20 protein-coding genes are annotated in these 25,033 nt (G+C 67.7%); 8 read left to right on the forward strand and 12 right to left on the reverse strand.

Features of this window, described 5'->3' with window-relative positions:
- The first annotated feature begins 138 nt into the window (after positions 1-138).
- The 3 genes from E8M01_RS24110 to E8M01_RS24120 all read left to right on the forward strand — a co-directional run bounded on the left by E8M01_RS24110 (position 139) and on the right by E8M01_RS24120 (position 2,050).
- On the forward strand, positions 139-483 hold the full coding sequence (locus E8M01_RS24110) for a DUF3817 domain-containing protein (RefSeq protein ID WP_246088414.1): 345 nt from the start codon (positions 139-141) through the stop codon (positions 481-483).
- A 12-nt stretch (positions 484-495) separates the two neighbouring features.
- Positions 496-924: a CopD family protein gene (locus tag E8M01_RS24115; RefSeq protein WP_136962491.1), complete on the forward strand. Its 429-nt coding sequence runs from the start codon at positions 496-498 to the stop codon at positions 922-924.
- Between the two features lie 130 nt (positions 925-1,054).
- Entirely contained in the window at positions 1,055-2,050 is a 996-nt protein-coding gene (locus E8M01_RS24120; RefSeq protein WP_136962492.1) for a DUF808 domain-containing protein, read from the forward strand.
- A gap of 29 nt (positions 2,051-2,079) precedes the next feature.
- Here the strand turns inward: E8M01_RS24120 and E8M01_RS24125 are convergent, their stop codons facing one another.
- The 3 genes from E8M01_RS24125 to E8M01_RS24135 all read right to left on the reverse strand — a co-directional run bounded on the left by E8M01_RS24125 (position 2,080) and on the right by E8M01_RS24135 (position 4,299).
- Positions 2,080-2,466 (reverse strand): tautomerase family protein, encoded by a 387-nt coding sequence (locus tag E8M01_RS24125; protein WP_136962493.1) that lies wholly within the window; start codon positions 2,464-2,466, stop codon positions 2,080-2,082.
- Between the two features lie 35 nt (positions 2,467-2,501).
- Entirely contained in the window at positions 2,502-3,797 is a 1,296-nt protein-coding gene (locus E8M01_RS24130) for an MFS transporter (protein ID WP_246088856.1), read from the reverse strand.
- A gap of 103 nt (positions 3,798-3,900) precedes the next feature.
- Positions 3,901-4,299 (reverse strand): MarR family winged helix-turn-helix transcriptional regulator, encoded by a 399-nt coding sequence (locus E8M01_RS24135; protein WP_136964794.1) that lies wholly within the window; start codon positions 4,297-4,299, stop codon positions 3,901-3,903.
- A 174-nt stretch (positions 4,300-4,473) separates the two neighbouring features.
- Here E8M01_RS24135 and E8M01_RS24140 point away from each other — a divergent pair, with 174 nt between their 5' ends.
- Together E8M01_RS24140 and E8M01_RS24145 are read left to right on the forward strand one after the other, a co-directional pair.
- Entirely contained in the window at positions 4,474-4,905 is a 432-nt protein-coding gene (locus tag E8M01_RS24140; protein WP_136962494.1) for a VOC family protein, read from the forward strand.
- Positions 4,906-4,970: 65 nt separating this feature from the next.
- The gene (locus E8M01_RS24145; protein ID WP_136962495.1) at positions 4,971-5,447 is read left to right on the forward strand and encodes a VOC family protein; all 477 of its coding nucleotides are present in this window, start codon (positions 4,971-4,973) and stop codon (positions 5,445-5,447) included.
- Positions 5,448-5,454: 7 nt separating this feature from the next.
- Here E8M01_RS24145 and E8M01_RS24150 read toward each other — a convergent pair whose 3' ends face one another.
- From E8M01_RS24150 to E8M01_RS24170, 5 genes are all read right to left on the reverse strand, one after another.
- The gene (locus tag E8M01_RS24150) at positions 5,455-6,948 is read right to left on the reverse strand and encodes a carboxypeptidase M32 (RefSeq protein ID WP_136962496.1); all 1,494 of its coding nucleotides are present in this window, start codon (positions 6,946-6,948) and stop codon (positions 5,455-5,457) included.
- Between the two features lie 321 nt (positions 6,949-7,269).
- Complete coding sequence (locus E8M01_RS24155) at positions 7,270-8,661, reverse strand: M20/M25/M40 family metallo-hydrolase (RefSeq protein ID WP_136962497.1); 1,392 nt, start codon at positions 8,659-8,661, stop codon at positions 7,270-7,272.
- A 24-nt stretch (positions 8,662-8,685) separates the two neighbouring features.
- Positions 8,686-10,725, reverse strand: coding sequence for a hydantoinase/oxoprolinase family protein (locus E8M01_RS24160; protein ID WP_215908790.1), 2,040 nt, complete (start codon positions 10,723-10,725; stop codon positions 8,686-8,688).
- Positions 10,712-12,547 (reverse strand): hydantoinase B/oxoprolinase family protein, encoded by a 1,836-nt coding sequence (locus E8M01_RS24165; RefSeq protein ID WP_215908791.1) that lies wholly within the window; start codon positions 12,545-12,547, stop codon positions 10,712-10,714. Before E8M01_RS24165 ends, E8M01_RS24160 begins: the two co-directional genes overlap by 14 nt.
- A complete protein-coding gene (locus E8M01_RS24170) occupies positions 12,531-13,847 on the reverse strand; it encodes an MFS transporter (protein ID WP_170182051.1) in 1,317 nt (438 codons plus the stop codon). Before E8M01_RS24170 ends, E8M01_RS24165 begins: the two co-directional genes overlap by 17 nt.
- Positions 13,848-14,189: 342 nt before the next feature.
- On the opposite strand from E8M01_RS24170, the gene E8M01_RS24175 reads away from it, so the two are divergent.
- Entirely contained in the window at positions 14,190-14,912 is a 723-nt protein-coding gene (locus E8M01_RS24175; protein WP_136962500.1) for a GntR family transcriptional regulator, read from the forward strand.
- A gap of 96 nt (positions 14,913-15,008) precedes the next feature.
- Here E8M01_RS24175 and E8M01_RS24180 read toward each other — a convergent pair whose 3' ends face one another.
- The 4 genes from E8M01_RS24180 to E8M01_RS24195 all read right to left on the reverse strand — a co-directional run bounded on the left by E8M01_RS24180 (position 15,009) and on the right by E8M01_RS24195 (position 20,256).
- A complete protein-coding gene (locus E8M01_RS24180) occupies positions 15,009-16,124 on the reverse strand; it encodes a TRAP transporter substrate-binding protein (protein ID WP_136962501.1) in 1,116 nt (371 codons plus the stop codon).
- A 96-nt stretch (positions 16,125-16,220) separates the two neighbouring features.
- Entirely contained in the window at positions 16,221-16,685 is a 465-nt protein-coding gene (locus tag E8M01_RS24185; RefSeq protein WP_136962502.1) for a MaoC family dehydratase, read from the reverse strand.
- 11 nt (positions 16,686-16,696) lie between these two features.
- Entirely contained in the window at positions 16,697-18,688 is a 1,992-nt protein-coding gene (locus E8M01_RS24190; RefSeq protein WP_136962503.1) for an ATP-binding protein, read from the reverse strand.
- Positions 18,689-18,696: 8 nt separating this feature from the next.
- Entirely contained in the window at positions 18,697-20,256 is a 1,560-nt protein-coding gene (locus E8M01_RS24195) for an acyl-CoA carboxylase subunit beta (protein WP_246088415.1), read from the reverse strand.
- 116 nt (positions 20,257-20,372) lie between these two features.
- On the opposite strand from E8M01_RS24195, the gene E8M01_RS24200 reads away from it, so the two are divergent.
- Both E8M01_RS24200 and E8M01_RS24205 read left to right on the forward strand, forming a co-directional pair.
- Positions 20,373-21,560: an acyl-CoA dehydrogenase family protein gene (locus E8M01_RS24200; RefSeq protein ID WP_136962505.1), complete on the forward strand. Its 1,188-nt coding sequence runs from the start codon at positions 20,373-20,375 to the stop codon at positions 21,558-21,560.
- A 12-nt stretch (positions 21,561-21,572) separates the two neighbouring features.
- A complete protein-coding gene (locus E8M01_RS24205; protein ID WP_136962506.1) occupies positions 21,573-25,022 on the forward strand; it encodes an indolepyruvate ferredoxin oxidoreductase family protein in 3,450 nt (1,149 codons plus the stop codon).
- Positions 25,023-25,033: the final 11 nt, after the last annotated feature.

The following is a 25,033-nucleotide window of genomic DNA, read 5'->3' on the forward strand; positions in this document are numbered from 1 at the left end:
GCCGCGCGGCGCAGAGGCCAGAGTTTTCTACCCGAGGCAGGCCGCATCAATCACTTTGGCAAGGGCAATTCGCATGGGGTCACAGGCAATCAACGTCCTGCCATTCGCGGCCATCGAGACAATGCTGCGGGAGGTCGCATGACGTCCCCGCAGCCAGGGCTCGATCGTGCCGAGGAACACGATCAATTGCGCCGGATGCGGCTCGTTTCGCTCATCGAGGGCACGACGCTGGTCGCCCTTGTCTTCGTCGCCGTGCCGCTCAAGCGGCTCGCCGGCTATCCGCTGGCGACCACGATCATGGGGCCCGTCTATGGCCTCGCCTTCGTGCTCTATGTCTGGATGCTGATCCAGACCGTCACCAGCGGCCATTGGCCGAGACGCGACGTGATCCGCTTGCTCGTCGTCGCCTTCATCCCCTTTGGCGCATTCTGGAATGAACGCGACCTGAGGCGGAGACAGGCGGCTCTCGCTTCGCCCGCCTGACCGGGGTCATCCATGGGCTATTTCTGGCTGAAAGCCTTTCACGTCGCGGCGATCGTCACCTGGACCGGCGGCATGTTGATCAATGCCCTGGCCCTGTCCTTGCTCGCGGCGAAACCGCAACCCCATTCTCCCTCGGATTCAGGCCTGCTCGCGGCGGTGCGCCGATGGGACGGGACGGTCACGACGCCGGCCATGGGGCTGGCCTGGACGTTGGGGCTCGCCATGGTCGTCTGGGCCGGGTGGTATTCCTCGCCCTGGTTTCTCGCCAAGCTGGTGATCGTGACCGCGCTGACGGCCCTGCACGGCATGCAGGGCGGCGCGCTCAGGCGCATGGCGGGCGACGCCGGTGGCGAGCTTGCCGCCCCGCTGCGCCTGTCCGGACCGCTGACGCTGGTGGCGGTCATGATCATCGCGGTCCTGGTGGTCATCAAACCGTTTTAGGCGGCGGCCAGGATGCCTGAGGCAAGAGCGCGAATTGCCGCGCCTGCCGGCCCTGGTGCCGCACTGCAGCATACGTGTAAGTTCCGACCCGGCCGCAACCGAGAGCGGCGGGCGAGCGCGAGGACGACAGGTGAGCATCGGACTGATCGCACTTCTGGACGACGTCGCAGCCATCGCCAAGGTTGCGGCGGCATCGCTCGATGATGTCGCGACCCAGGCCGTCAAGGCGGGTGCCAAGGCGGCCGGCGTGGTCATCGACGATGCCGCCGTCACGCCACGTTATGTCACCGGCTTCTCCGCCGAGCGCGAATTGCCGATCGTCGGCAAGATCGCCTGGGGGTCGCTGCGCAACAAGCTTCTGTTCCTGCTGCCGGCCGCGCTTGGCCTCGCCTTCTTCGCGCCCGCCGCGATCACGCCGCTCCTGATGATCGGCGGCGCCTACCTTTGCTATGAGGGCACCGAAAAGGTGTTCGAAGCGGTGCTGCCGCATCATGCCGAGCAGCACGAGGCCGAGATCGGCACGGTGGCGCTGGCGCCGGCAAGTGTCGAGGACGAGAAGGTCTCGAGCGCCATCAAGACCGATTTCATTCTCTCGGCCGAGATCATGGCGATCACCCTGGCCGCAGTCCCGGGCAGCGGCTTCTGGATCCAGGCCATGGTCCTAGCGGTCGTCGGCATAGCGATCACGGTCGCGGTCTACGGCACGGTCGCCCTGATCGTGAAGGCCGACGACATCGGCATCGCGCTGGCCAGGAACGGCTCGACATCGGTCTTCGGCAGCCTCACGCGGGCGTTCGGACGTGCGCTGGTTCTGGCCATGCCGGTCTTCGTCAAGGTGCTCGGCGTCGTCGGCACCGCCGCGATGATCTGGGTCGGCGGCGGCATCATCGTGCACGGGCTCGAAACCTACGGCCTGCCGCAGATCGCCCATGTCATCCATGACGCGGCCGTCGCCGTCGCGCTGGTCCTGCCGACCGGGCTCGCCGGCTTCATCGAATGGCTGGTCACGGCGGCCGGCTCCGGGGCGATTGGCCTGGTGCTCGGCGCGCTGCTCATTCCCGTCGTCGGCTATGTGCTGGCGCCGGCCTGGAAGCAGGTCAAGGCGCTGCGCCGCCAGACGGCGTGACGGGCCGGCGTCGCGCCGGCCCCCGATCCTCAGGCCGTCGCATATTGCGCGATGCCGTTGCCGAACGACCAGTTCTCCTTGCGCACCTCGACCAGGCCAATGAACAGGTCCTCCCGGCGGAGCTTCAGCTTTTCATGCAGGCCATTGGCGACGGCCTCGTAGAAGGCCTTCTTCATCTCCACCGTGCGCCCCTCATTGAGCGTCACCTGAAGGATGATCAGGTCGTCGGAGCGCTCGATGCCGAGATAGGTCCTGTCGGCAATGAAATTGTCCGGTTCGTGTTCGGTGACGAGCTGGAAGCGGTCGTTCTCGGGCACGTTGAGGGTGGCGCGCATGGCGTCATAGACGACGTCGCCGACCGTCTTGCGGAATGCGGCGCTCTTGCCCTTGATCAGTTCGATGCGAACGAGCGGCATGGTTCTGGCCTTTCTTGCTGGGGTGGGGTGGAGGATCAGGTTGCCGGCGCGGGTTGCGGTTCCGGTTTGGCCTGGTGGGTCAGCGACATGACCAGCATGGCGGCGACCAGGCAGAAGGCGCCGGCGACATAAAGCGCCGGCAAATAAGTGGCGAATTCGGTGCGCGTCGCGCCGGCGCCAAAGGCGGCCGTCGCGGCGCCGAGCTGGTGGCCGGCGAAGACCCAGCCGAAGACCAGCGTTGCCCGTTCGGGACCAAAGCGCTCGGCCGCGAGCTTGACCGTCGGCGGCACCGTCGCCACCCAGTCGAGGCCGTAGAACACGGCAAAGATCGACAGGCCGTAGAGCGTGAAATCGGTGAACGGCAGGTAGATCAGCGACAGGCCTCGCAGGCCATAGAACCAGAACAGCAGCCAGCGGTTATCGTAGCGGTCGGACAGCCAGCCGGCGAGGATGGTCCCGACGAAGTCGAACACGCCGATGACTGCGAGCATGCCGGCGGCGCCGACGGGCGCCACGCCGAAATCGCCGCAAAGCGTGATCCAATGGGTCTGGATCAGGCCATTGGTGCTGAGCCCGCAAATGAAGAAAGTGGCGAACAGCACCCAGAACGTATAGGTCCGCGCCGCGTCGCGCAGTGCGATCAGCGGCGACAGCAGGAGGGTGGCGAGCCCCTGCTGGCGGGCTGGCGCGTCGGCCACCGCCGCCTCGCCATAGCGCGGCAATGCGACATCGGCTGGAGCGTCGCGCATCAGGAAGAACACCGCCGTCAGCGCCAGCATCAGCATGGCCAGGACGAAGACCAGCGCGGCCCGCCAGCCGATCTGGCTGGTCAAGGCCGCCAGCAGCGGCAGAAAGACCAGCTGGCCGGTCGCGGTGCTGGCCGTCAGCATGCCGACGACCAGTCCGCGGCGGGCGGAAAACCAGCGTGTCGCGACGCTGGCGCCGAGCACCAGGGCGGTCATTCCCGTGCCGAGGCCGACAACCACGCCCCACAGGAGAACCAGTTGCCAGACCTCGGTCATGACGAACGAGCCGAGAAGACCGGCCGAGATCAGCGCGAGTGCGACGACCACGACGTTCCTGATGCCGAAACGGTTCATGAAGGCCGCGGCGAACGGCCCGATCAGCCCGAACAGCACCAGGCGAACCGCCAGCGCGAAGGAAATATCGGCATTCTGCCAGCCGAATTCGCGCTGCAACGGCTCGATCATCACGCCGGCCGAGCCCATCGCGCCGGCTGTTGCGAGCATGGTCAGGAAGGTTGTGGCGATGACGACCCAGCCATAATGAACGTTCCTGCGCTGCAGGCCCGCGGCCAGGCGGGTCGACAATTCAGAGGTCTTGTTCGAATGCGTCACGGCGGAGCCTTTCAATGATCCCGGCGGCACGGGCCTAAGTGATATTACGGGTAGATACCCGTATTTGAGCGGCAAATCATAACGCCTGGATGAGCGTGCGCAGCTGCTTGGCGGCGTCCGCCCCGAGCATGGATTCGATCTTCTCCTGGGCCTGATCCCAAAGCGGCGCGCCTTCGGCGAGGATGCGCTGGCCATGGTCGCTCAGCACCAGCGTGGCTTCGCGCTGGTCGCGGGCGGGAACCGTCCGAACCAGGTTCATTCGCTCGAGCACCTTGGCATTGCGGCCAACCGTCGACCGGTCGAGCTCGGTCAACCGGCCGAGCTCGGTCAGCGACACGGGCGCCGCCCGGGCGATCCGCCTGAGCATGCTGAACTGGGCGATATTGATGCCGAGCGAGGCGAGCGCTTCGTCATAGATCGCCGAGGTCTTGCGGGCCGCGGTTCGCAGCAGGATGCAGTAGCAATCACCAGCCATGACACGGGTATATACCCGCAATGATCGCAAGGCAAGCGCGCCTCGTGGGGCGCGGATGTCCGGCGGAACAGGCGCGGGCGCCATTGGCCGGTCCTCGCATTTTTTTTCGAGGGCCGTGTCGATACCGCGTCACGCCGTTCGTCCTAGGATCGAAGCCAACGAGAGGAGCCCTTCATGCCTAAGCTGATTTTCATCAATTTGCCGGTCACCGACCTCAAGCGCGCGACCGCTTTCTACCAGGCCGTCGGCGCCGCGAAGAACCCGCAATTCTCCGACGATACCGGGTCCTGCATGGTCTTTTCCGAGACCATCCACACCATGCTGCTGACCCACGACAAGTTCCGCCAGTTCACCTCCAAGCCGATCAGCGACGCCAAGACGACCAACCAGGTGCTGATCTGCATTTCCGCCGATAGCCGCGACGCGGTCGACGCGATGATCGGCCAGGCGGAAGCTGCCGGCGGCCGTGTCGATCCCTGCCCGCAGCAGGACTACGGCTTCATGTATGGCCGCAGTTTCGAGGATCCGGACGGCCATATCTGGGAGGTGATGTGGATGGACCCCGCGGCCGTCGGCGCCGGTGAGGGTGAGACGGCCGCCGCCTGATGCCCGTCGCGCCGGGCCGGTTTACGGCCCGGTGCCCCTTCAACGCGAAACGAGGGATCTGACTGATGTCCAAGATCGCACCTTGCCTGTGGTTCGCCAAGGAAGCCGAAGAGGCGGTGAATTTTTACGTCTCGATCGTCCCGGACTCGCGCATCAAGCACATCCAGAAGAATGTCGGCGACAGTCCCGGCGGCAAGGACGGCAGCGTTCTGGTGGTCGATTTCGTCCTTGCCGGCCAGAGCTTCATGGCGCTCAACGGCGGCACGCCCATGGACTATACCCACGCCATCTCGTTCAAGATCGACTGCGCCGACCAGGCCGAGGTCGATCATCTCTGGGACGGCCTGTCCGCCGGCGGCCAGACCGAGCAGTGTGGCTGGCTCAGGGATCGCTATGGCGTGTCCTGGCAGATCGTGCCGACGGTGCTCACCCAATTGCTCGGCGATCCCGATCGGGCCAAGGCCCAGCGGGTCATGCAAGCCATGCTCGGCATGGTCAAGCTCGACATTGCCGGCCTGAAAAAGGCCTATGACGGCGGGTGATCCGCCGTCACGCCGCTTGACCGTAGCGGCGCCGGAGATGGGCCTTGAACACGCTGGCGTCGAGCGGCCGGCCGGTCGCGCGGGTCAAGAGCTCGTCGGTCTGATGGAGCGAGCCCTGACTGTGGACATGGGCTCTCAACCAGCCGACCAGCGGTGAGAAATCGCCGCGGCCGATGGCCGGCAGGATCTCCGGATCGGCCCGGCAGGCGGCGTCGAAGATCTGCGCCGCGGTCATGGCGCCGAGCGTATAGGTCGGGAAATAACCCCATCCGCCACTCGGCCAGTGGACGTCCTGCAGGCAGCCGAGCCGGTCATCCGGCGGCACGACGCCAACGAGCTCGCGCATCTGGTCGTTCCAGGCCGCCGGCAGGTCGGCCAGCGGCAATTGGTCGGCAATCAGCGCCTTTTCCAGCCGGTAGCGCAGGATGACATGGGCGGGATAGGTCACCTCGTCGGCATCGACACGAATGAAGCCGCGCGACACCTTGGTATAGCGCCTGAGCAGGCTGTCGGCCTCCCAGGCCGGGCCGGTGCCGCCGAAGGCCTCGCGCATGACAGGGGCGGCGAACTGGATGAACTCGCGGCTGCGGCAGGCCTGCATCTCCATCAGGAGCGACTGGCTCTCGTGAATGCTCATGCCGCGCGCCTGGCCGACCGGCTGGTTCATGAAAGCCTGCGGCCGGCCCTGCTCGTAGAGCGCGTGGCCGGTCTCGTGCAGCACGCCCATCAGGGCGCGGGTGAAATCGGCCTCGTCGTAGCGGGTGGTGATGCGCACGTCATTGTCGGCGCCGCCGCAGAACGGGTGGGTCGACACGTCGAGCCGGCCGCGCTCGAAATCATAACCGAGCACCGCCATCATCTTCAGGCCGAGCTGGCGCTGCTGTTCGACCGGGAAGGGGCCGTCGAGCTCGGGCGGCGCCGGCCGCCGGGCCTGGATCGCAATGACCTCCTCGGTGAAACCGGGCAGGAAGCCAGCGAGGTCCTCGAACAGGGCGTCGATGCGGTCCGAGCGGCCGCCTGGCTCATAATCGTTGAGCAGGGCGTCATAGGGCGACAGGCCAAGCTTTTCGCCCTTGGCGCGGCCGATCTCGCGCTGCAGTTTCAGCACCTCGGCAAGTTCAGGCAGCAGGCCCTTGAAATCGGCATCGGCGCGCGCCTGGCGCCAGCGCATTTCGCAGGCCGAGATCGCCTTGCTGGAGGCCTCGACGAGGTCGGCCGGCAGCGCCGTCTCGACGGTCCAGATCCGCCTGGTCTCGCGCAGGTTGGCGCGCTCCCAGGGACCGAGGCCAGCCTCGTCCGCGGCTGCCGCGAGCCAGTCGCCGATCCGCCGGTCGGTCATCATGCCGTGGCGCAGCACCTGCAACTGCGCCATGCTTTCGGCCCGGGTGCCGGCGGCGCCCTTGGGCATCATCACGTCATTGTCCCATTGCAGGATGCCAATGGCATTGGACAGGGCGGCGACGCGGCCGAAATGGGCTGAAAGCGCGGTCGAAGCGGTCATCACTGTCTCCCATCTGCGGCAAGGCGATGCGGGGATACCGGGTTGTCGCCGACTATGCCAGCGGGAGATGCCGTGAGATCGTCCGCGAGGACGGAAAACCTTCGTGCATGTGCGCAAACCCTCTCCCGCTTGCGGGAGAGGGTGGGTCCGTCAGGACCCGGGTGAGGGTCTGCAGAGGGCCGCCCTTCATTTCCTACGGAAATGCGCTGATAGCACCGACGCAGCCACCCTCACCCGGCCGCTGCCGCGGCCACCCTCTCCCACGAAGGCGTGGGCGAGGGTTGGCGCGCGTCCTCATCTAGGCGCTCATTCCCAGCGAGCTCAGCCCTCCTGCCGCCCGAGCTGGTCGAGCAACGCCGCGCCGGTGCGGATGCCGTTAACGAAGCAGTCGAGCTTCAGGTTTTCGTTGGGCGCGTGGTTGGCCTCGTCGGCATTGGCATAGGGCACGACGAAGGCCGGGATGCCGAGGGTCTTGGTGAAGACATAGTCGGGCAGGCTGCCGCCGACGGCCGGATATTCCAAGGGCGTGATCCCTTGCGCGATCTGGATGGCGCGCCGGATCGTCTCGCCATAAGGCGATTCCAGCGGTGTTTTCGAGGGCAACATGCCGTTGCCGGGCAGGAATTCGACCTCCGGCGCGTGGCGCTTCACATGGGCCGCGACCTTGGCGAGCACGTCGGCCGGCGTCATCGCCTCGACCAGCCGGATGTCGCATTTGGCGAAGGCCTCGTGCGGCAGCACGGTCTTGGTGCCGGGGCCGCCATAACCGCCGTGCAGGCCGTTGATGGTCAGGGTCGGATGGAACATCAGCCGCTCGTAATAACCGCGTCCGGCCGGCACATCCAGACGGTCGAGCCCGAGCTCGGCCTTGACCGTGTCGAGGTCGAGCGGCAGCCGTGCGGCGGCCGCGAGTTCATTGGCGGTCGGCGGGATGACCGCATCGGCGAGACCGTCAATGGTGATCTCGCCGGCGGCGTTCTTCATCGTTCCCAGGAGGTGGACGAGGGTCCAGATCGGGTTCGGCGCGACGCCGCCGAAATTGCCGGAATGCAGGTCGCGGCCGGCGTGGCGGACGCGCAGTTCGAACGAGGCCATGCCGCGCACGCCATAACAGATCGTCGGCGTGCCGGATTCGTGCAGCGGGCCGTCGGCGGTGACGACGAAATCGGCCTTCAGCTTGTCGCGGTGTTCGGCGACGAAATCGGCAATGCGCGGGCTGCCGATCTCCTCCTCGCCCTCGAGCAGGAAGATGACGTTGCAGGGCAGGCGGCCATGCACCGCCAGGTGCGATTCGATGGCGAGCAACTGGGCGAAGTGCTGCCCCTTGTTGTCGCCGATGCCGCGGGCATAGATCCGCCCGTCGCGGATCGCCGGCTCGAATGGCGGGCTCACCCAGGCCTCCAGCGGGTCCGGCGGCTGGACGTCGTAATGGCCGTAGAGCAGCACGGTCGGCGCGCCCGGCGCCTTGTCCCAGCGCCCGAGCACCATGGGGTGGCCGGCCGTCGGGATCGTCTCGGCCGCGAAGCCGAGCTTTTCCAGCATGGCGACGAGCAAGGCCGCGACCTCGCGGATGCCGATATTCTGGGCGCTGATGCTCGGGTGCCGGACATAGTCCATGACCCGCTGGACGAAGCTGTCCTGGTTGTCGGCGATATGGGTGAAGACTTTGGCCAGCGCCGCCGATGGCGCCGGCAAGGGGTTGGGTCCGGTCATCTCGCTGGTCGCCTGTCCTGTCGCCTAGTTGTCCTGGCCCGCCGCCGTCAGCAGGATCGCGCCTGACGTGTGAACCTCGCCCGTCCAGTTTGGCGGCACCAGGGTGGTCGCGTCGAGCTGGCTGATGATGGCCGGCCCGGCGAAGCGGTCGCCGGCGCCGAAGGCGGCACGATCGAGCAGCGGCACGTCCCGCGCGCCGGACGCGAAATGCACGGTCAGCGAGCCGCTTCGCACCTTGCCGGAACCAGCGGCGAGTTGCGCGCGCGGCGGTGGCGGCATCCGGCCGGTTGCCTCGACCCTCAGGGTGACGAGCTCGACCGGCGCCTCCAGGATGAAACCGTAGAGGCTCTCATGCGCTGCGGCGAAGGCGCTTTCGGTGCGCTCAGCCGTTCCGCACCAGGCCACGGTGACCTCGCCGCCCTGGCCGTGATAGCGCATCAGCGCGACCCGCGATCGCGACCGGGCGTCGACGGCGACGCCTTCGGCCTCCAGCCAGAGCGCGGCCCGGTCTTCGAGTTCTGCGAAGATCGCCTCGGCGGCAGTCACGTCAATCGCCCCGGCCTTGGGCAAGGTGCGGCTGAAATCAGCCTTGAGGTCGGCGGCGAGCAGGCCGTCGGCACACAGCACGCCCGGCGCCGGCGGCACCAGGACGCGGCTGACGCCGAGCAGTTCGGCGAGCGCGCAGCCGTGCAACGGCCCGGCGCCGCCGAAAGGCAACAGGGTGAAATCCCGCGGGTCGTGACCACGCTCGACCGAGACGACGCGCAGCGCGCCGACCATGTGGTTGTCGATGATGGCGAGCACGCCGCGCGCCGCCGCCTCCGGCGTGAGGCCGAGCGGGGCTGCGACGCAATCGGTGATGACGGCGCGGGCGGCGGCGGCATCCAGCGCCATCCGGCCGCCGAGCAATTCGGCCGGCAGATGGCCGAGCACGACATGGGCATCCGTAACGGTTGCCATCCGGCCGCCGCGGCCATAAGCGGCGGGGCCCGGGTCGGCGCCGGCGCTTTGCGGGCCGACGGCGAGCGTGCCGTCGGCGACCCGCGCGATCGAGCCGCCGCCGGCACCGATGGTGACCATGTCGACCATGGGCAGGGGCAGCGGCCATTCGCCGACATGGCCATGCTGGGTGAGGCTGATCTTGCCGTCCTTGATCAGGCAGATGTCGGCGCTGGTGCCGCCGATGTCGACGGTGATGATATCGCGGATGCCCGAGGCCGCCGCCACGTCGCGGGCGCCGACGACGCCTGCCGCCGGGCCGGAAAGGGCGGTCAGCGCGGGCGCGCGCCGGATCGTCGCGCCGCCGGCGACGCCGCCATTCGACTGCATCAGGAGCAGGGGCGCGGCGATGCCGGCCTGATCGAGCCGCTGTTCGAGCCGCGACAGGTAGGTCGAGACCCCCGGCATCACCGCCGCATTGAGCACGGTTGCCAGCGACCGCTCATATTCGCGCACCACCGGCAGGATATCGACCGATGTGGTCACCGCGACGCCGGGCAGGCATTCCCGGAAGATTTCCGCGACGCGTTCTTCATGGGCTGGATTGGCGAAGGAGTGTAGCAGGCAGATCGCCACCGCCGCGACATCCAGCGCGCGGCACTCGTCGGCCGCGGCGCGCGCGCTCGCCTCGTCCAGCGGTTCCATGACAACGCCGCCGGGGCCGATGCGCTCCTTGACCTCGAACACGCGGGAGGCCGGCACCGGCCGTTCCGGCTTCACCCAGGCATAAAGATTGGCCCGGCGCGGGATGTCCTGGCGGCCAATGGCCAGGACATGGCGGAAGCCTGATGTCGTGACCAGGGCGGACCTGGCGCCCTTGCCCTCCAGGATCATGTTGGTGGCGACCGTGGTGCCGTGCAGCACGCGTTCCAGGGATGGCGCAGCCTTGCCGGCTTCGGCCAGCGCCAGGCCGACGCCGGTCATGAAGGCCTGCGACGGATCGCTAGGCACGCTCGGCGTCTTGGCGCGCCAGACCTTGCCGCTGACCGGGTCATGCAAGGCAATGTCGGTGAAGGTGCCGCCGATATCGACGGCGACGGCGAGACCGGCCTCAGATGATGGCATCGACATACTCATTGCGATGGAAGGAGCGGACCGCCGGGCGGTCGGCACGCAGGGTTCGGGTGGCGGCCTCGTCGACGGCGCGGCCGTCGGTCACGACGCCATAGAGCCGCCGGGCCGCATCGGCGCTGACGAAACCGCCGAGCACGTCTTCCAGGACATCGGCAGCCGGACGGTCGAACGGATGGCCATGGCCGCCGCCGCCGCCGGTTTCGATGCGCAGGATGTCGCCGCGCGTCAGCGGATTGCCGTCGGACAGCGGCTCGAACCGGCGTTCGTCGAGGGTGCCCGGGTTTACCACCGCGCGGCCGACGCCGCCCGACATGCCGCCAGCCATGCCCCAGGGTGGATTCTTGACGCTGTCGATGCGCACCGCCAGCACCGCCTGCTCGGCCAGCACCTCATATTCCCTGACGATGCCGCAGCCACCGCGATAACGTCCGGCACCGCCCGAATCCGCCACGATGCCATAGGCGCGCAGGCGCACCGGATAACCCGCCTCCAGGAACTCGACCGGGTAATTCTCCTGGGCGACGAAATAGACCGCGTCGATGCCGTCGGCGGTCGGGCGTGCGCCATAACCGACGCCAATGCCGTCGGCCAGCAGGAACGGCTCCAGCGTGCCTTCCGATGTCCGGTAGGTGCCGCGCATCAAGGCAATGACATAGGCCGAATGGGCCGCCGGCGCGCCGCCGCCGGCGACATTGATCAGGCCGTTCAGCGCCGCCAGCACCCGCATCATGGTCAGGCCGCGCATGCCGAGCGGCGCCGGGAAGCGTGGCCAGAGCAGCGAGCCTTCGCGCAGGCGAACCTCGTCGATCGCCTGCGGTCCGCCGGCATTGCAGACCTGGCTCGGATCGCCGCCGAGATAATAGAGCCCCAGCGCCATGCCGGGAACGCCCGGGTTCATCAGGAAATTGACCGGGCCGACCGCCTGGTCGTCGCTTGCGGTGGCATCGAAGATGAACCGGTCCTCGCCATCGGCAGCCGGCTCGCGGGTCAGCGCAAAGCGGATCCGGAACGGGCCGTGGCCGTGGCCGTCGGCATCGATGGCATCGGTGAAGTGATGGGTGCCGTAGGCAAAGGTCTCGGCGAGCTTGGCGCGAACCAGCCGGCGGGTGCGCGCCAGCAATTGGCGCAGCGCGTCGGCGACGACATCGGCACCGAACCGGGCGACGATCTCCTCGACGCGCCGGACGCCGAGCGCATTGCTCGCCATCAGCGCGCGCATGTCGCCGAGGCTCTGGCTCGGGAAGCGCGAGTTGCGATGGAAGATCGCCAGCGCCGCCTCGTTGGTCCGCCCGGCATCGATCAGCTTGGTCGGAGGGATCATGATGCCCTCCTGGAAGATATCTGTCGTGTCGGGGCTGATCGAGCCGGCGCGCAAGCCGCCGATATCGGCGAAATGTGCCCAGCACATCACGAAGGCGCAGCGGCGGCCCTGGTGGAACACCGGGGCGAGCAGCACCTGGTCGTTCGAATGCGAGACCGCGCCGCGCGAGCCGTAGCAGTCATTGTACCAGTAGAGGTCACCTTCGCGCATGGTGTCCGGCGGGAAGTCGCGGAACACCGGACTGGTCATGTCGCCGAAGATCGGCACGTTCGATCCGACGGCCATGACGCCGTCGGCATCGAACAGCCCGGTGTAGAAGTCCTTCTTCTCCCGGATGAAGGCGGAGATGGCGGTGCGCTCGAGCAGCGCCTCCATCTCGGCCTGGGTCGCCCGGATGGCGCCGCGCACGATCTCGATCGTGACGGAATCGCAGACGACCGGGATGGGCGGCGCGCCCATCCCGGCACCCGCGGCATTAGTCGAGCGGAGCATTGGTCGGGTCCTTGATGAGAAGAAGCGTGACGGTGCTGATGACCGCCGCGAGGATGACGAACAGCGCCGGCGACAGCGGGCTGCCGGTTTCGCGGATCAGGAAGGTCGCGACGAAGGGCGCGAAGCCGCCGAAAATGGTCACCGCCATGCTGTAGCCGATCGATAGCGCGGTGAACCGCACCTTGGTCGGGAACAGTTCGGCCAGCACCGCGCAGAGCGGACCGGCATAGAAGCCGAGCAGTGCTGCCGAGATGCATTGGGTGATCATCAGGCCCGTCGCGGTCGGTGTGCCCACCAGGTACTGGAACAGCGGGTAGGACAGCAGCCCGTAACCAATGGCGGAGACCAGAAGCACCGGCTTGCGCCCGACCTGGTCGGACAGCCAGCCGGCGACCGGCGTCAGCACGGTGAGCACGACCGCCGCTACCGCCGAGGCGTAATAGGCCGAACCGGCGGGAATGCCGAGCTGGGTCGCCGCGAAGCTCGGCATGAAGATGTTGAAGGTGTAGTTGCCGACGGTGCCGACCACCGAAATACCGAAGGCGGCGAGAACCGGCAGGCGATAGATGGTCAGCGCGTCGCGGAGCGGCGAGGAGGCGACGGTGTTCTGGGTGACGGCCTTGTTGAAGGCGGGCGTTTCCGACACCCGCGAGCGGAGATAGAGGCCGATCGGCGCCAGCACGAAGCCGAGAATGAACGGGATGCGCCAGCCCCAGGCGATCATGGCTTCTTTGTCGAGCACCGAGTTGAGGATCGCCGCGGTGAGCGTTCCGGCGATCAGCGCCATGCCGACGCTGAACTGCTGCATGCTGCCGATCAGGCCGCGCTTGCCGGGCGGCGCATATTCGACCAGGAAGGCCGCGGCTCCGCCCCATTCGCCACCGGTCGAGAAACCCTGGATCAGCCGGCAGATCACCAGCAGGATCGGCGCCCAGATGCCGATCGAGGCATAGGAGGGAATGAGGCCGGTGAGCGCGGTGGCGCCGGCCATCATGCCGACCGTCAGGATCAGCGCGGCCTTGCGGCCCTTGCGATCGCCATAGGCGCCGATGACGATGGCGCCGACCGGGCGCATGACGAAGCCGACGCCATAGGTCGCGAAGGCCGACAGGAGCGAGATCACCGGATCGCCGCCGGGAAAGAAGTTCGCGGCGATCTGGGCGGCGAACAGGCCGAAGATCAGGAAGTCGAACAGTTCGACGAAATTGCCGATGGCGCAGGACAGGATCGCCCGTCTGCGAATGCGCTCGAAATCGGCTGTCGTGGCGACATCCGGCAGGGCCGCGGCTGCTTGTGACATGGGCATCTCCTGGCATTCGGGCGGCGCGGCATCGCCGGCGCGGTCCCTGGTGGACTCGGACGGGCATCGGTCGCCGCAAAGCGCGGCGGCAAGGCGCGATCGGATGCCGACCCCCCAAAGTCGAGTCCTGCACAGCCGTTCGGAGATGGTCTTTTTCTAGCGGCGGCTTTTGTCAGCCTGTCATCTTGTCTGACAAGATGCTAATCGGCGGCTTCAGCCTGTCAAGCCGAACCGCGACATGGGACGATCGTTGTTTTGGCAAGGGCTGGGCAATCTTTGAGCAGTGCCGTCTTGATATGGCGGCGCTCGCGTGGTTCGCAGGACAATGGAGGAAGCCGTCGCATGATCGCCAGCACGCTCGAAGCTCTGGGGCCGCCCGTGCTCGTCCGCGACCGGGCGTTCGAGCAGGTCTGGGATGCCATCATCTCGGGCCGGATCCAGCCCGGCACGCGGCTGATCGAACGCGAGCTCTGCGACGCCATGGGCATCAGCCGGGCCTCGGTGCGCGAAGTGATTCGCCGGCTCGAGGCCGAACGGCTGGTGACCGTCGAGCCGCGCCGTGGGCCGACCGTGGTGACGCTGACGCCGGAACAGGCGAGCGAGATCTACGAGATCCGCGCGATGCTGGAGAGCCTGGTCATCAGGCGTTTCACCGAGAGGGCCGGGCTTGCCGATATCGCCACGCTGGAGGCGATCTTTGCCGAGATGACACGGGCCGCCGGTGCGGAAGACGTGCCGCGGATCGTTCTGCTGGTGCACCGGTTCAACGACCACCTGCTTGCGGTCGCCGGGCATGGCACCGCTGGCGACATGCTGGCGCATCTCGATGCGCGCATCAGCTGGCTCCGGGTCAAGGCCATGGCCGTGCCGGGACGGCTGCGGACCAGCATCGACGAGATGGGCGCCGTGCTCCAGGCGGTGCGATCGGGTGATGCCGACGCGGCCGCGGCCTTGATCACCAAGACCGTGTTCAACGCTCGCGACGCGGCGGTGGCCGAGATGACGCGGTCGGGCGTGCCGGCGAAGCCGCCGGCCAAGCCGCGCAAGCGGCAGGACAAGCGCTGACGCGCCGACCGGACGCCCTGCCGTCGCCCCAGACGGGGCAACGGCTCGCCCTGGCGGGCGAGCTGTCGATCTCCGGAGCCGTCGCGGGTCGCACCGTCAGCCCGGGCGTCCCAGGCGGAACGCCATATAGCTGTCGAATTGCAGCTCGTTGACGCGGAACCACAGCGATTCCTCGCGTCGATAGGCGTTCCAGGCGTCGAAGATCTTCTTGAACTTCGGGTCCTTGGCGCTGAGTTCGGCATAGAGCTGCTCGGAAGCGTCGAAGGCGGCGGTCAGGACCTCGCGCGAATAGAGCCGGATCTGCGCGCCCGAGGCGACGAGCCGGCGCAGCGCGGCCGGGTTGTCATTGTCATATTTGCCCAGCATCCACGTGTTGACCGCGGCGGATGCCTGTTCGACGGCTGACTTATAGGCCGGCGGCAGCCCGTCGAACCGACTCTGCCCGACATAAAGCGAGACCTGGGCGGACCCTTCGGCCCAGCCGGGCGCGTAATAATAGCGGGCCACTTTCTGCAGGCCCAGGCGCTCGTCGTCATGCGGGCCGACCCATTCGGCGGCGTCGATCGTGCCGCGCTCCAGTGCCGGATAGATGTCGCCGGCCGCGATCTGCTGCGGCACCACGCCGAGCTTGGTCAGGATCTGGCCGACCAGGCCGCCGGTGCGGAACTTCAGGCCGCGCAGGTCCTCCACCGTGGCGATCTCCTTGCGGAACCAGCCGGCCATCTGGGCGCCGGTATTGCCGGCCGGGAACACCTTGATGTTGTAGGGCGCGAACAGTTCCTGCATCAGCGCCGCGCCGCCGCCATGGGTCATCCAGGCATTCTGCTGGCGGGCATTGAGACCGAAGGGCAGGCAGGTGTCGAAGGCGAGCGACGGTTCCTTGCCGACGTAATAATAGCTCGCGGTATGGCCCATCTCGACCGTGCCGTTCTGCACGGCGTCGAGCACGGCCAGCGCCGGCACCACTTCGCCGGCGGCGAAGACCTGGATGTCGAAGCGGCCGTCGGTCAGGTCCGAGACGATCTTGGCGAGCATCCGGCAGCCGCCGTCGAGCGTGTCGAGGCTTTTCGGATAGCTGGTCACCATGCGCCAGCGCAGTTGCGGCTGGGATTGGGCGACGGCCGGTGACGCGACGACGGCGGCGGTCGCGGCGAGTGACAGGACCGCGGCGTTGCGGCGGGTGAGGGGTGTCGTCGTGATGGTCTTGGGCATGGTCTCTTATCCTCCCGTGCGTCCCGTTTTGCCGTCGGCCCGCGCCGGACGCATGCGGCGGGCCGTGTGTGGTTCGGTGCCCGTTCTGGGGCTGGCTCAGGCGCCTGCCTCCTGCGGCCGCCGGTGCATCAGCGCGATACGGGTGCAGTTGGCCACTTCCTTGTCGTCCTGGTTGAAGGCCCTGTGGCGGAAGGTGACGAGGCCGGCCTGCGGGCGCGAGCCGCTCGGCCGGACCGCCTCCACCGTGGTCACCACGCGGATGCTGTCGCCCTGGAACACCGGAGCCGGGAAGTTCACATCGGTCATGCCGAGATTGGCCACCGTCGTGCGCAGCGTCGTGTCATGCACGGAAATGCCGATCATCAGGCCAAGCGTGAACAGCGAATTGACCAGCGGCTTGCCGAATTCGGTGCCCGCGGCGAAATGCGCGTCGATGTGCAGCGGCTGCGGGTTCAGCGTCATGTTGGAGAACAGCATGTTGTCCATCTCGGTCACCGAGCGGGTGATCGGATGGTCGAAGGTCTGGCCGACCGAAAAGTCTTCGAACCACAGTCCCGGCATGGCTTTTCTCCCTAGGGCGCGGGCGTTTCGGCCGGCTTGACGGCGACGATCAACGCGCCGGCGCTGACTGTCTTGCCGGGCTCGGCGGCGATGCGTTCGACCCGGCCGTCGCAGGCGCTCTTGAGATCCGTGAACAGCTTCATGGATTCGAGCACGGCCAGCGTCTGGCCGGCCGCGACCTCATCGCCCACGGCGACCCGGATCTCGGCGATCAGGCCCGGCATGGGCGCGATGATATTGGCGCCGCCCGCCACGCTTGCGCCAGCACCCGCCAGTAGTGCTGCCTCCGAAGCCGGTAGCACCCGGAATGCCGCCTCGACCGAACGGGCGCGGATGGCCACATGCCGGCCATCGATGGCGAAGCGGCAGGCGATGGCGGCGCCGTCGGTCACCGCGGTCAGCACCTCTCGATCGCAGGATGCTTCGACCGTTGTCGTGCCGTCGGCATCGGCCAGCGTGAAGTGCCTGCCATCACCGGTGACCGTCACCAGGGCCGTCGTGCCATCGGCCGAAACCGAGAAGGGCGTGGCGCCGGCCGCCAGCAGGCGAAAGCCTTGGAGGTTCGACCAGGGTGAGCGGCGTTCCCCGGCCCGACCTGCCATCCACATGGCGAGCGCCGCGAGCCGTCGGGCGAGCACGAGATCGGCCGCGTCGCGCGTCCAGCCATCCGGCCAGGTCTCGGCGATCAGCCGGGTGGTGGCACGGCCTTCGGCAAAAGCCTCGGTTCGCACGGCGTCCGCGAGGAATGCCCGGTTCGTGGCGGGGCCGAGCACGGTCAAATCGTCGAGCGCTGCTGCGAGCCGTTGCAGCGCTTGCGGCCGGTCGGCACCCGATACGATCAGCTTGGCGAGCAGGCTGTCATAGCTGAGCCCGATGATGGTGCCGGTTTCGACACCGGAATCGACCCGGATATCGGATGGCGGCGACCAGAGCGCGATGCGCCCGGCATCGGGGCGAAAACCCTCGTCGGCGCGTTCGGCGGTGAGACGCGCCTGGATCGCATGGCCGGTCATCATGATGTCGCCCTGGGCGAACCCGAGCCTTTCGCCGGCCGCGACGCGCAATTGCCATTCCACCAGGTCGAGCCCGGTGATCGCCTCGGTGACGGTATGTTCCACCTGCAGGCGGGTGTTCATTTCCAGGAAGAAGACCTCTTCCGTTGCGGCGTCGACGATGAACTCCATGGTGCCGGTCGAGTCATAGCCAATGGCGCTCGCGAGCCTGACGGCATGGCGATGCAGGGCGGCCCGTGTCGCATCGGAAAGGTGTGGCGCGGGGGCTTCTTCCAGGAGCTTCTGGTTGTTGCGCTGGACCGAACAGTCGCGCTCGTAGAGGTGGACGAGGTTGCCGTGCTTGTCGCCGATGACCTGCACCTCGACATGGCGCGGCCGGGTGATCAGCTTTTCGATCAGGAGGCGGCCGTCGCCAAAGGCGGCTTCCGCCTCGCGCCGGGCCGAGCCCAGCGCTTCGGCCAGGGCTTCCGCCGAAGCGACGGCCCGCATGCCTTTGCCGCCGCCGCCGGCGGAAGCCTTGATCATGACAGGCAGGCCGGTGCGCAGTGCCTCGGCTTCGAGCCGCCCGGGGTTCTGGTCCTCACCGTCATAACCCGGCACGACCGGCACGCCGGCCTTGGCCGCCAGGCGTTTTGCTTCGATCTTCGAGCCCATGGCGGCGATGGCTTTGGCGTGCGGGCCGACCCAGGCGATGCCATGTTCGGCGCAAAGCGTCGGCAGCTCGATCTTTTCCGAGAGAAAACCGTAGCCCGGATGGATGGCCTCGGCGCCGGCCAGGCGTGCGGCCTCGATGATGCGGTCGGCGCGCAGATAGCTGTCGCGCGCCGGCGCCGGCCCGATCGGCACGGCGGCATCGGCAAGACGCACATGCAGCGCCTCGGCGTCGGCCTCCGAATAGACCGCGATGGTGCGAATACCCATGCGGCGCGCGGTGCGGACGATCCGGACCGCGATCTCGCCCCGGTTGGCGATGAGAAGAGAGCGAAACATGAGTGCACTCACATCCGATAGACCGGGCGGGGGGAGGTATCCCTAGGCTCGCCGGCGCTGAGCGACAGGCAAAGGCCGAGGACGTCGCGGGTCTGGCCGGGCTCGATGATGCCGTCGTCCCAGAGCCGCGCGGTGGCGTAATAGGGGTCGCTCTGTTCCTCGAACTGGGCACGCGTGCGCCGGTCGAGTTCGGTGATGCCAGCCTCGTCGCCGGCGCCCTTCAGGCTCTGCCGGCGCAGTTCCGTCACCACGGTCGCCGCGACCTCCGGGCTCATCGTGGCGATCCGGGCATTCGGCCAGGCGAACAGGAAGCGCGGCTGGAAACCGCGGCCGCACATGCCGTAATTGCCGGCGCCATAGGAGCCGCCGATGATCACGGTATATTTCGGCACCCGGGCATTGGAGACGGCATAGACGAGCTTGGCCGAATGTTTGGCGATGCCGCCGCGCTCGGCCTCGGTGCCGACCATGAAGCCGGTGATGTTCTGCAGGAAGATCAGCGGAATCTGCCGCTGGTCACAGAGCTCGATGAAATGGGCGCCCTTGACCGAGGCTTCGGCGAACAATACGCCGCTATTGGCGATGATACCGACGGGATAGCCGTGGATGCGGGCAAAGCCGGTGACCAGCGAGGCGCCGTAGGCCGGCTTGAACTCCTGGAAGGCGCTTCCATCGACCAGCCGGGTGATCACGTCGCGCACGTCATAGGGTTTCTTCAGATCCACCGGCACGATCGCGGTCAGCTCGCCCGGATCGGCCAGCGGCGGCGCCGGGGCGAAGGGCGGCGGGCTGACCAGGCGCAGCGCGCCGAAGCCAAGCACGATCTCGCGCAAGCGTCCGATCGCCTCGGTCTCGGTTGCCGCGACATGGTCGGTGACGCCGGAAACGGTGGCGTGCATGTCGGCGCCGCCAAGCGTCTCGCCGTCGACGATCTCGTTGATTGCCGCCTTGACGATCGGCGGGCCGCCGAGATGGATGCGGCCGGTGCCGCGCACCATCACCACCTCGTCTGACAGAGCCGGGATATAGGCGCCGCCGGCGGTGCAGCCGCCGAACACCGCCGAAATCTGCGGAATGCCTGAAGCCGACATGCGGCACTGGTTGAAGAAGGTGCCGCCGAAATGGTCGCGGTCAGGGAAGACCCGGTCCTGCTCGGGCAGATAGGCGCCGCCGCAATCGACCAGGTAGAGGCAAGGCAGGCGATGGTCACAGGCGATCTCTTGCGCGCGCAAGTGTTTGCGCACCGTCTCGGCGAAGAACGAGCCGCCCTTCACCGTCGCGTCGTTGGCGATGACCATCACCGGCGTGTCGTGGACGATGCCGATGCCGGTGATGATGCCGGCCGCCGGCAGTTCGCCGCCATAGAGGCCGTGGGCGGCCAGTGGCGACAGTTCCAGGAACGGGCTTGCCGGGTCGAGCAGCAAGTCGATGCGGTCGCGCGCCAGGATCTTGCCGCGCTCACGGTGGCGCCGGACCAGCGCCTCGCCGCCACCGCCAAGGGCCGCGCGCCGGTGGCCACGCAACGCCTCGATCAGCGCGGGGAATTCGGAACCGGCGTCCGCTGCCATCATCTCGCCTCTGTTGACTTCGCGATCAATCTACCTAACGTATGTTAGATTAGTAAGTCGCCTTCGCGGTCGCCGTCAAGCGTCGCGACCGGCGCCGGCAAGACAGGGATCGTTTCATGACCATCAATGTGCGCCCGACCGGTGCTGCCACCACGATCGGCCGGTCCTCACCCTTCTTCGAGGAAGAGCACGACATGCTGCGTGAGCAGGTGCGTCGTTTCGTCGACGAGGAGATCAAGCCGCATGGCGAGGCCTGGGAAGCCCAGGGCTTCGTGCCGCGCGAGGTCTTGCGGCGCATGGGGGCGCTCGGCTTTTTCGGCATTCGCTATCCCGAGGCGCTCGGCGGCTCAGGCCTGGACACCCGCGGCAGCGTGGTGCTGGCCGAGGAACTCGGCCGCTCGACCTTTTCCGGCGTGGCGATCACCGCGCTTGTCCATACCGACATGGCCTCGGTCCATGTCTTTAATGCCGGCAGCCGGCACCAGCAGGACAACTGGATGGGCCGGATCATCGCCGGCGAGACCATCTGTGCGGTCGCCGTCACCGAGCCCGATGCCGGTTCCGACGTGAAGGGCATTCGCACCACGGCACGCCGCACGGCGGACGGTTACGTGCTCAACGGCGCCAAGATGTTCATCACCAACGGTGTCCATGGCGATCTCTATTGCGTCGCGGCCAAGACCGGCAATGTCGGCGGCGGTTCCAAGGCGGTCACCATGTTCCTGGTCGAAAAGGGCACGCCGGGCTTCCGTGTCGGCCGGGCGCTCGACAAACACGGCTGGCGCTCGTCCGATACGGCCGAACTCGTCTTCGAGGATTGCCTGGTGCCCCATGACGCGGTGCTCGGCGACGAGGGGCGGGGCTTCTACGCCATCATGAAGAACTTCCAGAACGAGCGCATCGTCATTGGCGCCATGGCGATGGGCGAGGCCCAGGCCGCCCTCGACATGACGATTGCCTATGTCAAGACGCGCAAGGCCTTCGGCCAGCCGCTCTGGGACAAGCAGGCGATCCGCCAACGGCTCGCCATGCGCGCGGCCGAGGTCGAGGCGGGCCGCCAGCTCGTCTATTCCGCCGCCTGGCGCGACGCGAGGGGGGAGGACGTCACCCGCGAGGTCTCCATGCTCAAGGCCTATTGCGGCGAGCTGGTCAACGCCGTGATGTATGACTGCGTGCAGTTCCACGGCGGCATGGGGTTCATGCGCGAAAGCGCCATCGAACGGATGGCACGCGATGCCCGGGTCCAGGCGATCGGCGGTGGCGCCACCGAGGTCATGCTCGAAGAAGTCGCCAAGCGTTTGTGAGGGATCATCGCCATGGATGGACCCGCAGCCACCCGCCTCGTCACGCTCGACGACAAATACACCGCCGATGAAGGCCGCATCTACCTGACCGGGGTGCAGGCCCTGGTGCGCCTGCCGCTGGTCCAGCGACGGCTTGACCGGGCCGCCGGATTGAACACTGCCGGTTTCATCTCGGGCTATCGCGGCTCGCCGCTCGGCACCTATGACCGAGAGCTTTGGGCCGCCAAGCGCCATCTGGCGAAAGAGGACGTGGTTTTCCAGCCCGGCCTCAACGAGGACCTGGCCGCCACCAGCGTCTGGGGCAGCCAGCAGATCGGCCTGTCGCCAGGCGCCAAACACGATGGCGTCTTCGCCATCTGGTACGCCAAGAGCCCGGGCGTCGACCGCTCCGGCGACGTCCTGAAACATGCCAATGCCGCCGGCACCGCGCCATCGGGCGGCGTGCTGGCGATCGCCGGCGACGACCATGCCTGCAAGTCGGCGAGCCTGCCCTCGCAATCCGACTATGCCTTTCTCGACGCCTCGATTCCCGTCTTGCATCCGGCCAATGTCGCCGAGGTCCTGCGCTTCGGCCTGGTCGGCCTCGCCATGTCGAGGGCGACCGGCCTGTGGGTCGGCATGAAGGCACTGGCCGACACCATGGATTCGGCCGCCGCCATCGATCTCGCCGAGGTCACGCCCGTCATCGTCACACCAGATGGATTGCCGTCCGACGTGTCGATCCGCTGGCCGGACTCGCCACTCGAGCAGGAGCGCCGGCTGTTCGACTTGAGATTGCCGGCAGCCATCGCTTTCGGTCGGGCCAATGGCCTCAACCGCGTGCTGGCCGATCCCGGACCCGACCGCCGCCGGCTGACCATCCTGGCGGTCGGAAAGTCGCGCCTCGACGTCGAACAGGCGCTTGGTCTTCTCGGCCTGGATCTCGCGCGTCTCGCCGATCTCGGCGTCGGCCTCGCCGCCATCGGCATGCCCTGGCCGCTCGACCCGGATTTCGTCCGCGAGGTCGCGGCCGGCGCCGACGAGGTGCTGGTCATCGAAGAGAAGCGGCCCTTGGTCGAGGACCAGGTCGCCCGCACGCTGCTGACGCTCGAAGCCGGCCAGAGGCCGCGGCTTGCCGGCAAGATCGACCATGCCGGAAAGCCGCTGCTGTCGCCGCGGGCCGCCTTCACCGCCGATCACCTGGCGCGCGTCATCGGCGGCCGGCTGGCTGGGCTCGGCGATGCCGGAACCATTGCGGAAACGATCGCGCCCGGCATGGCGAAGCTCGGCGCGGCACCGGCGGCGGCCGAGCCGGCCCTGGCCAGGCGGCTGCCTTTTTTCTGCTCGGGCTGCCCGCACAATCGCTCGACCGTGGTACCGGAAGGCAGCCGGGCGCTTGCCGGCATCGGCTGCCATTACATGGCGCAATGGATGGACCGCGACACGTCGACCTTCACCCAGATGGGCGGCGAGGGCGCGAGCTGGATCGGCCAGGCGCCGTTCACCGAGACGCCGCATGTCTTCGTCAATCTCGGCGACGGCACCTATGCCCATTCGGGCCTGCTGGCGATCCGCGCGGCGATCGCGGCCGGCGTCACCATCACCTACAAGCTGCTTTACAACGATGCGGTTGCCATGACCGGCGGCCAGACGGCCGAGGGCGGTTTCAGCGTGGCGCAGATCGCCCACCAGCTGAGCGCTGAAGGCGTCGGCCAGATCCGCATCGTCGCCGAGGAGCCGGAACGCCACCGCGGCGCGGCCATGCCCACGGGGGTCACCATCGATCCGCGCGACCGGTTGGAGGCCGTCCAGCGCGAATTGCGCGAGGTCAAAGGCATCTCGGTGCTGATCTACGACCAGGTCTGCGCCGCCGAGAAGCGCCGCCGCCGCAAGCGTGGGCTGATGCCCGACGCCGGCCGGCGCGTCGTTATCAACGAAGCGGTCTGCGAGGGCTGCGGCGACTGCGGCAAGAAGTCGAACTGCGTCTCGATCGTGCCGCTGGAAACCGAATTCGGCCGCAAGCGGCGGATCGACCAGACGAGCTGCAACCAGGATGCCACCTGCGTCGAGGGCTTCTGCCCGAGCTTCGTTACCGTCGAAGGCGGTTTGCCCAGAAAACCCGAGGCCGCGACCGCGAAACCGCCGGAGGTGCCGGCGCCGGCCATCGATCTCGACCGTCCGGCGCGCCTTGTCGTCGGCGGTATCGGCGGCACCGGCATCGTCACCATTGGCGCGATCATTGGCATGGCCGCCCATCTCGACGGCCGCGGTGTCTCCGTGATGGACCAGATCGGCCTGGCCCAGAAGGGCGGCGAGGTGACCACCCATATCCGGATTGCCGGACCCATCGCCACCGGTCCGGTGCGGCTGGCGCGCGGCGAGGCCGAAACGCTGATCGGCTGCGATCTGGCTGTGGCCTCGAGCCCCGAGGTCCTGCCGCTCATCGCCGAGGGCGCGCTCGCCATCGTCAACGACCATGTCGTCATGACCGGCGACTTCACCGCCAGGCCGGACCTGGTCTTTCCCGATCAACTGATGAAGCGGCGGCTTGCCGCGCGTGGCGAGGTTGTTTTCGCCGATCTCTCGATGCTCGCCACCCACCTGCTCGGCGATGCCGTCGGCGCCAACATGATGGCGCTCGGCCTTGCCTGGCAGAAGGGCCGGGTGCCGGTCACCGAAGCGGCGATCCTGCAGGCGATCGAGCTCAACGGCGCGGCGGTCGTGATGAACAAGGCGGCTTTCGCCTGGGGCAGGGCGCTCGGTTTCGACCGCATCGCCGTCGAGGCCCGGCTGCCGCGCGGCGGTGAGGCCGTGGTCGCAACCGATCTCGATAGGCTCGTCGAGATCCGGGCCAGCGCGCTCGTCGCCTACCAGGACGAGGCGCTGGCCGCGCGTTTCCGCGCGCTGGTCATCATGACGGCGGCGGCCGAGGCCCGGGTGGCGCCGGGATCGACGGCGCTTGCCGAAGCGGTGGCGAAGAGCTTCCACAAGCTGCTCGCCTATAAGGACGAATATGAGGTGGCCCGGCTGCATGTCGAAACCGGCTTCCTCGACCGGCTGGCCCGCGAGTTCGACGGCGGCCGCGTCGCCTTCCACCTGGCGCCGCCGCTCTTTGCCCGGCTGGATCCGGTCACCGGCGAGCCGCGCAAGATGCGTTTCGGGTCGTGGATGATTCCAGCCTTCAAGCTGCTGGCGCGGCTGAAGGGCCTGCGCGGCAGCTTCGCCGATCCGTTCGGCCGCACCGCCGAGCGGCGGATGGAGCGTCGGCTGATCGAAGACTACGAAGCGCTGGTTCGCACCCGGCTGTTGCCGGAACTGACATCAGCCAATCACCCGCTGGCGCTGGAGATCGCGACCCTGCCGCTGTCGATCCGGGGCTTCGGCCACGTCAAGGCTCAGGCCGAAAGGCAGGCGGCAGCCCGCCGCGACGCCCTGCTCGCCCGCTGGCCGGGCCTCTCGACAGCAAGCGTCGCCGCGGAATAGGAGGGGCCGTG

This window comes from Phreatobacter stygius, from assembly GCF_005144885.1.
GTDB lineage: Bacteria > Pseudomonadota > Alphaproteobacteria > Rhizobiales > Phreatobacteraceae > Phreatobacter > Phreatobacter stygius.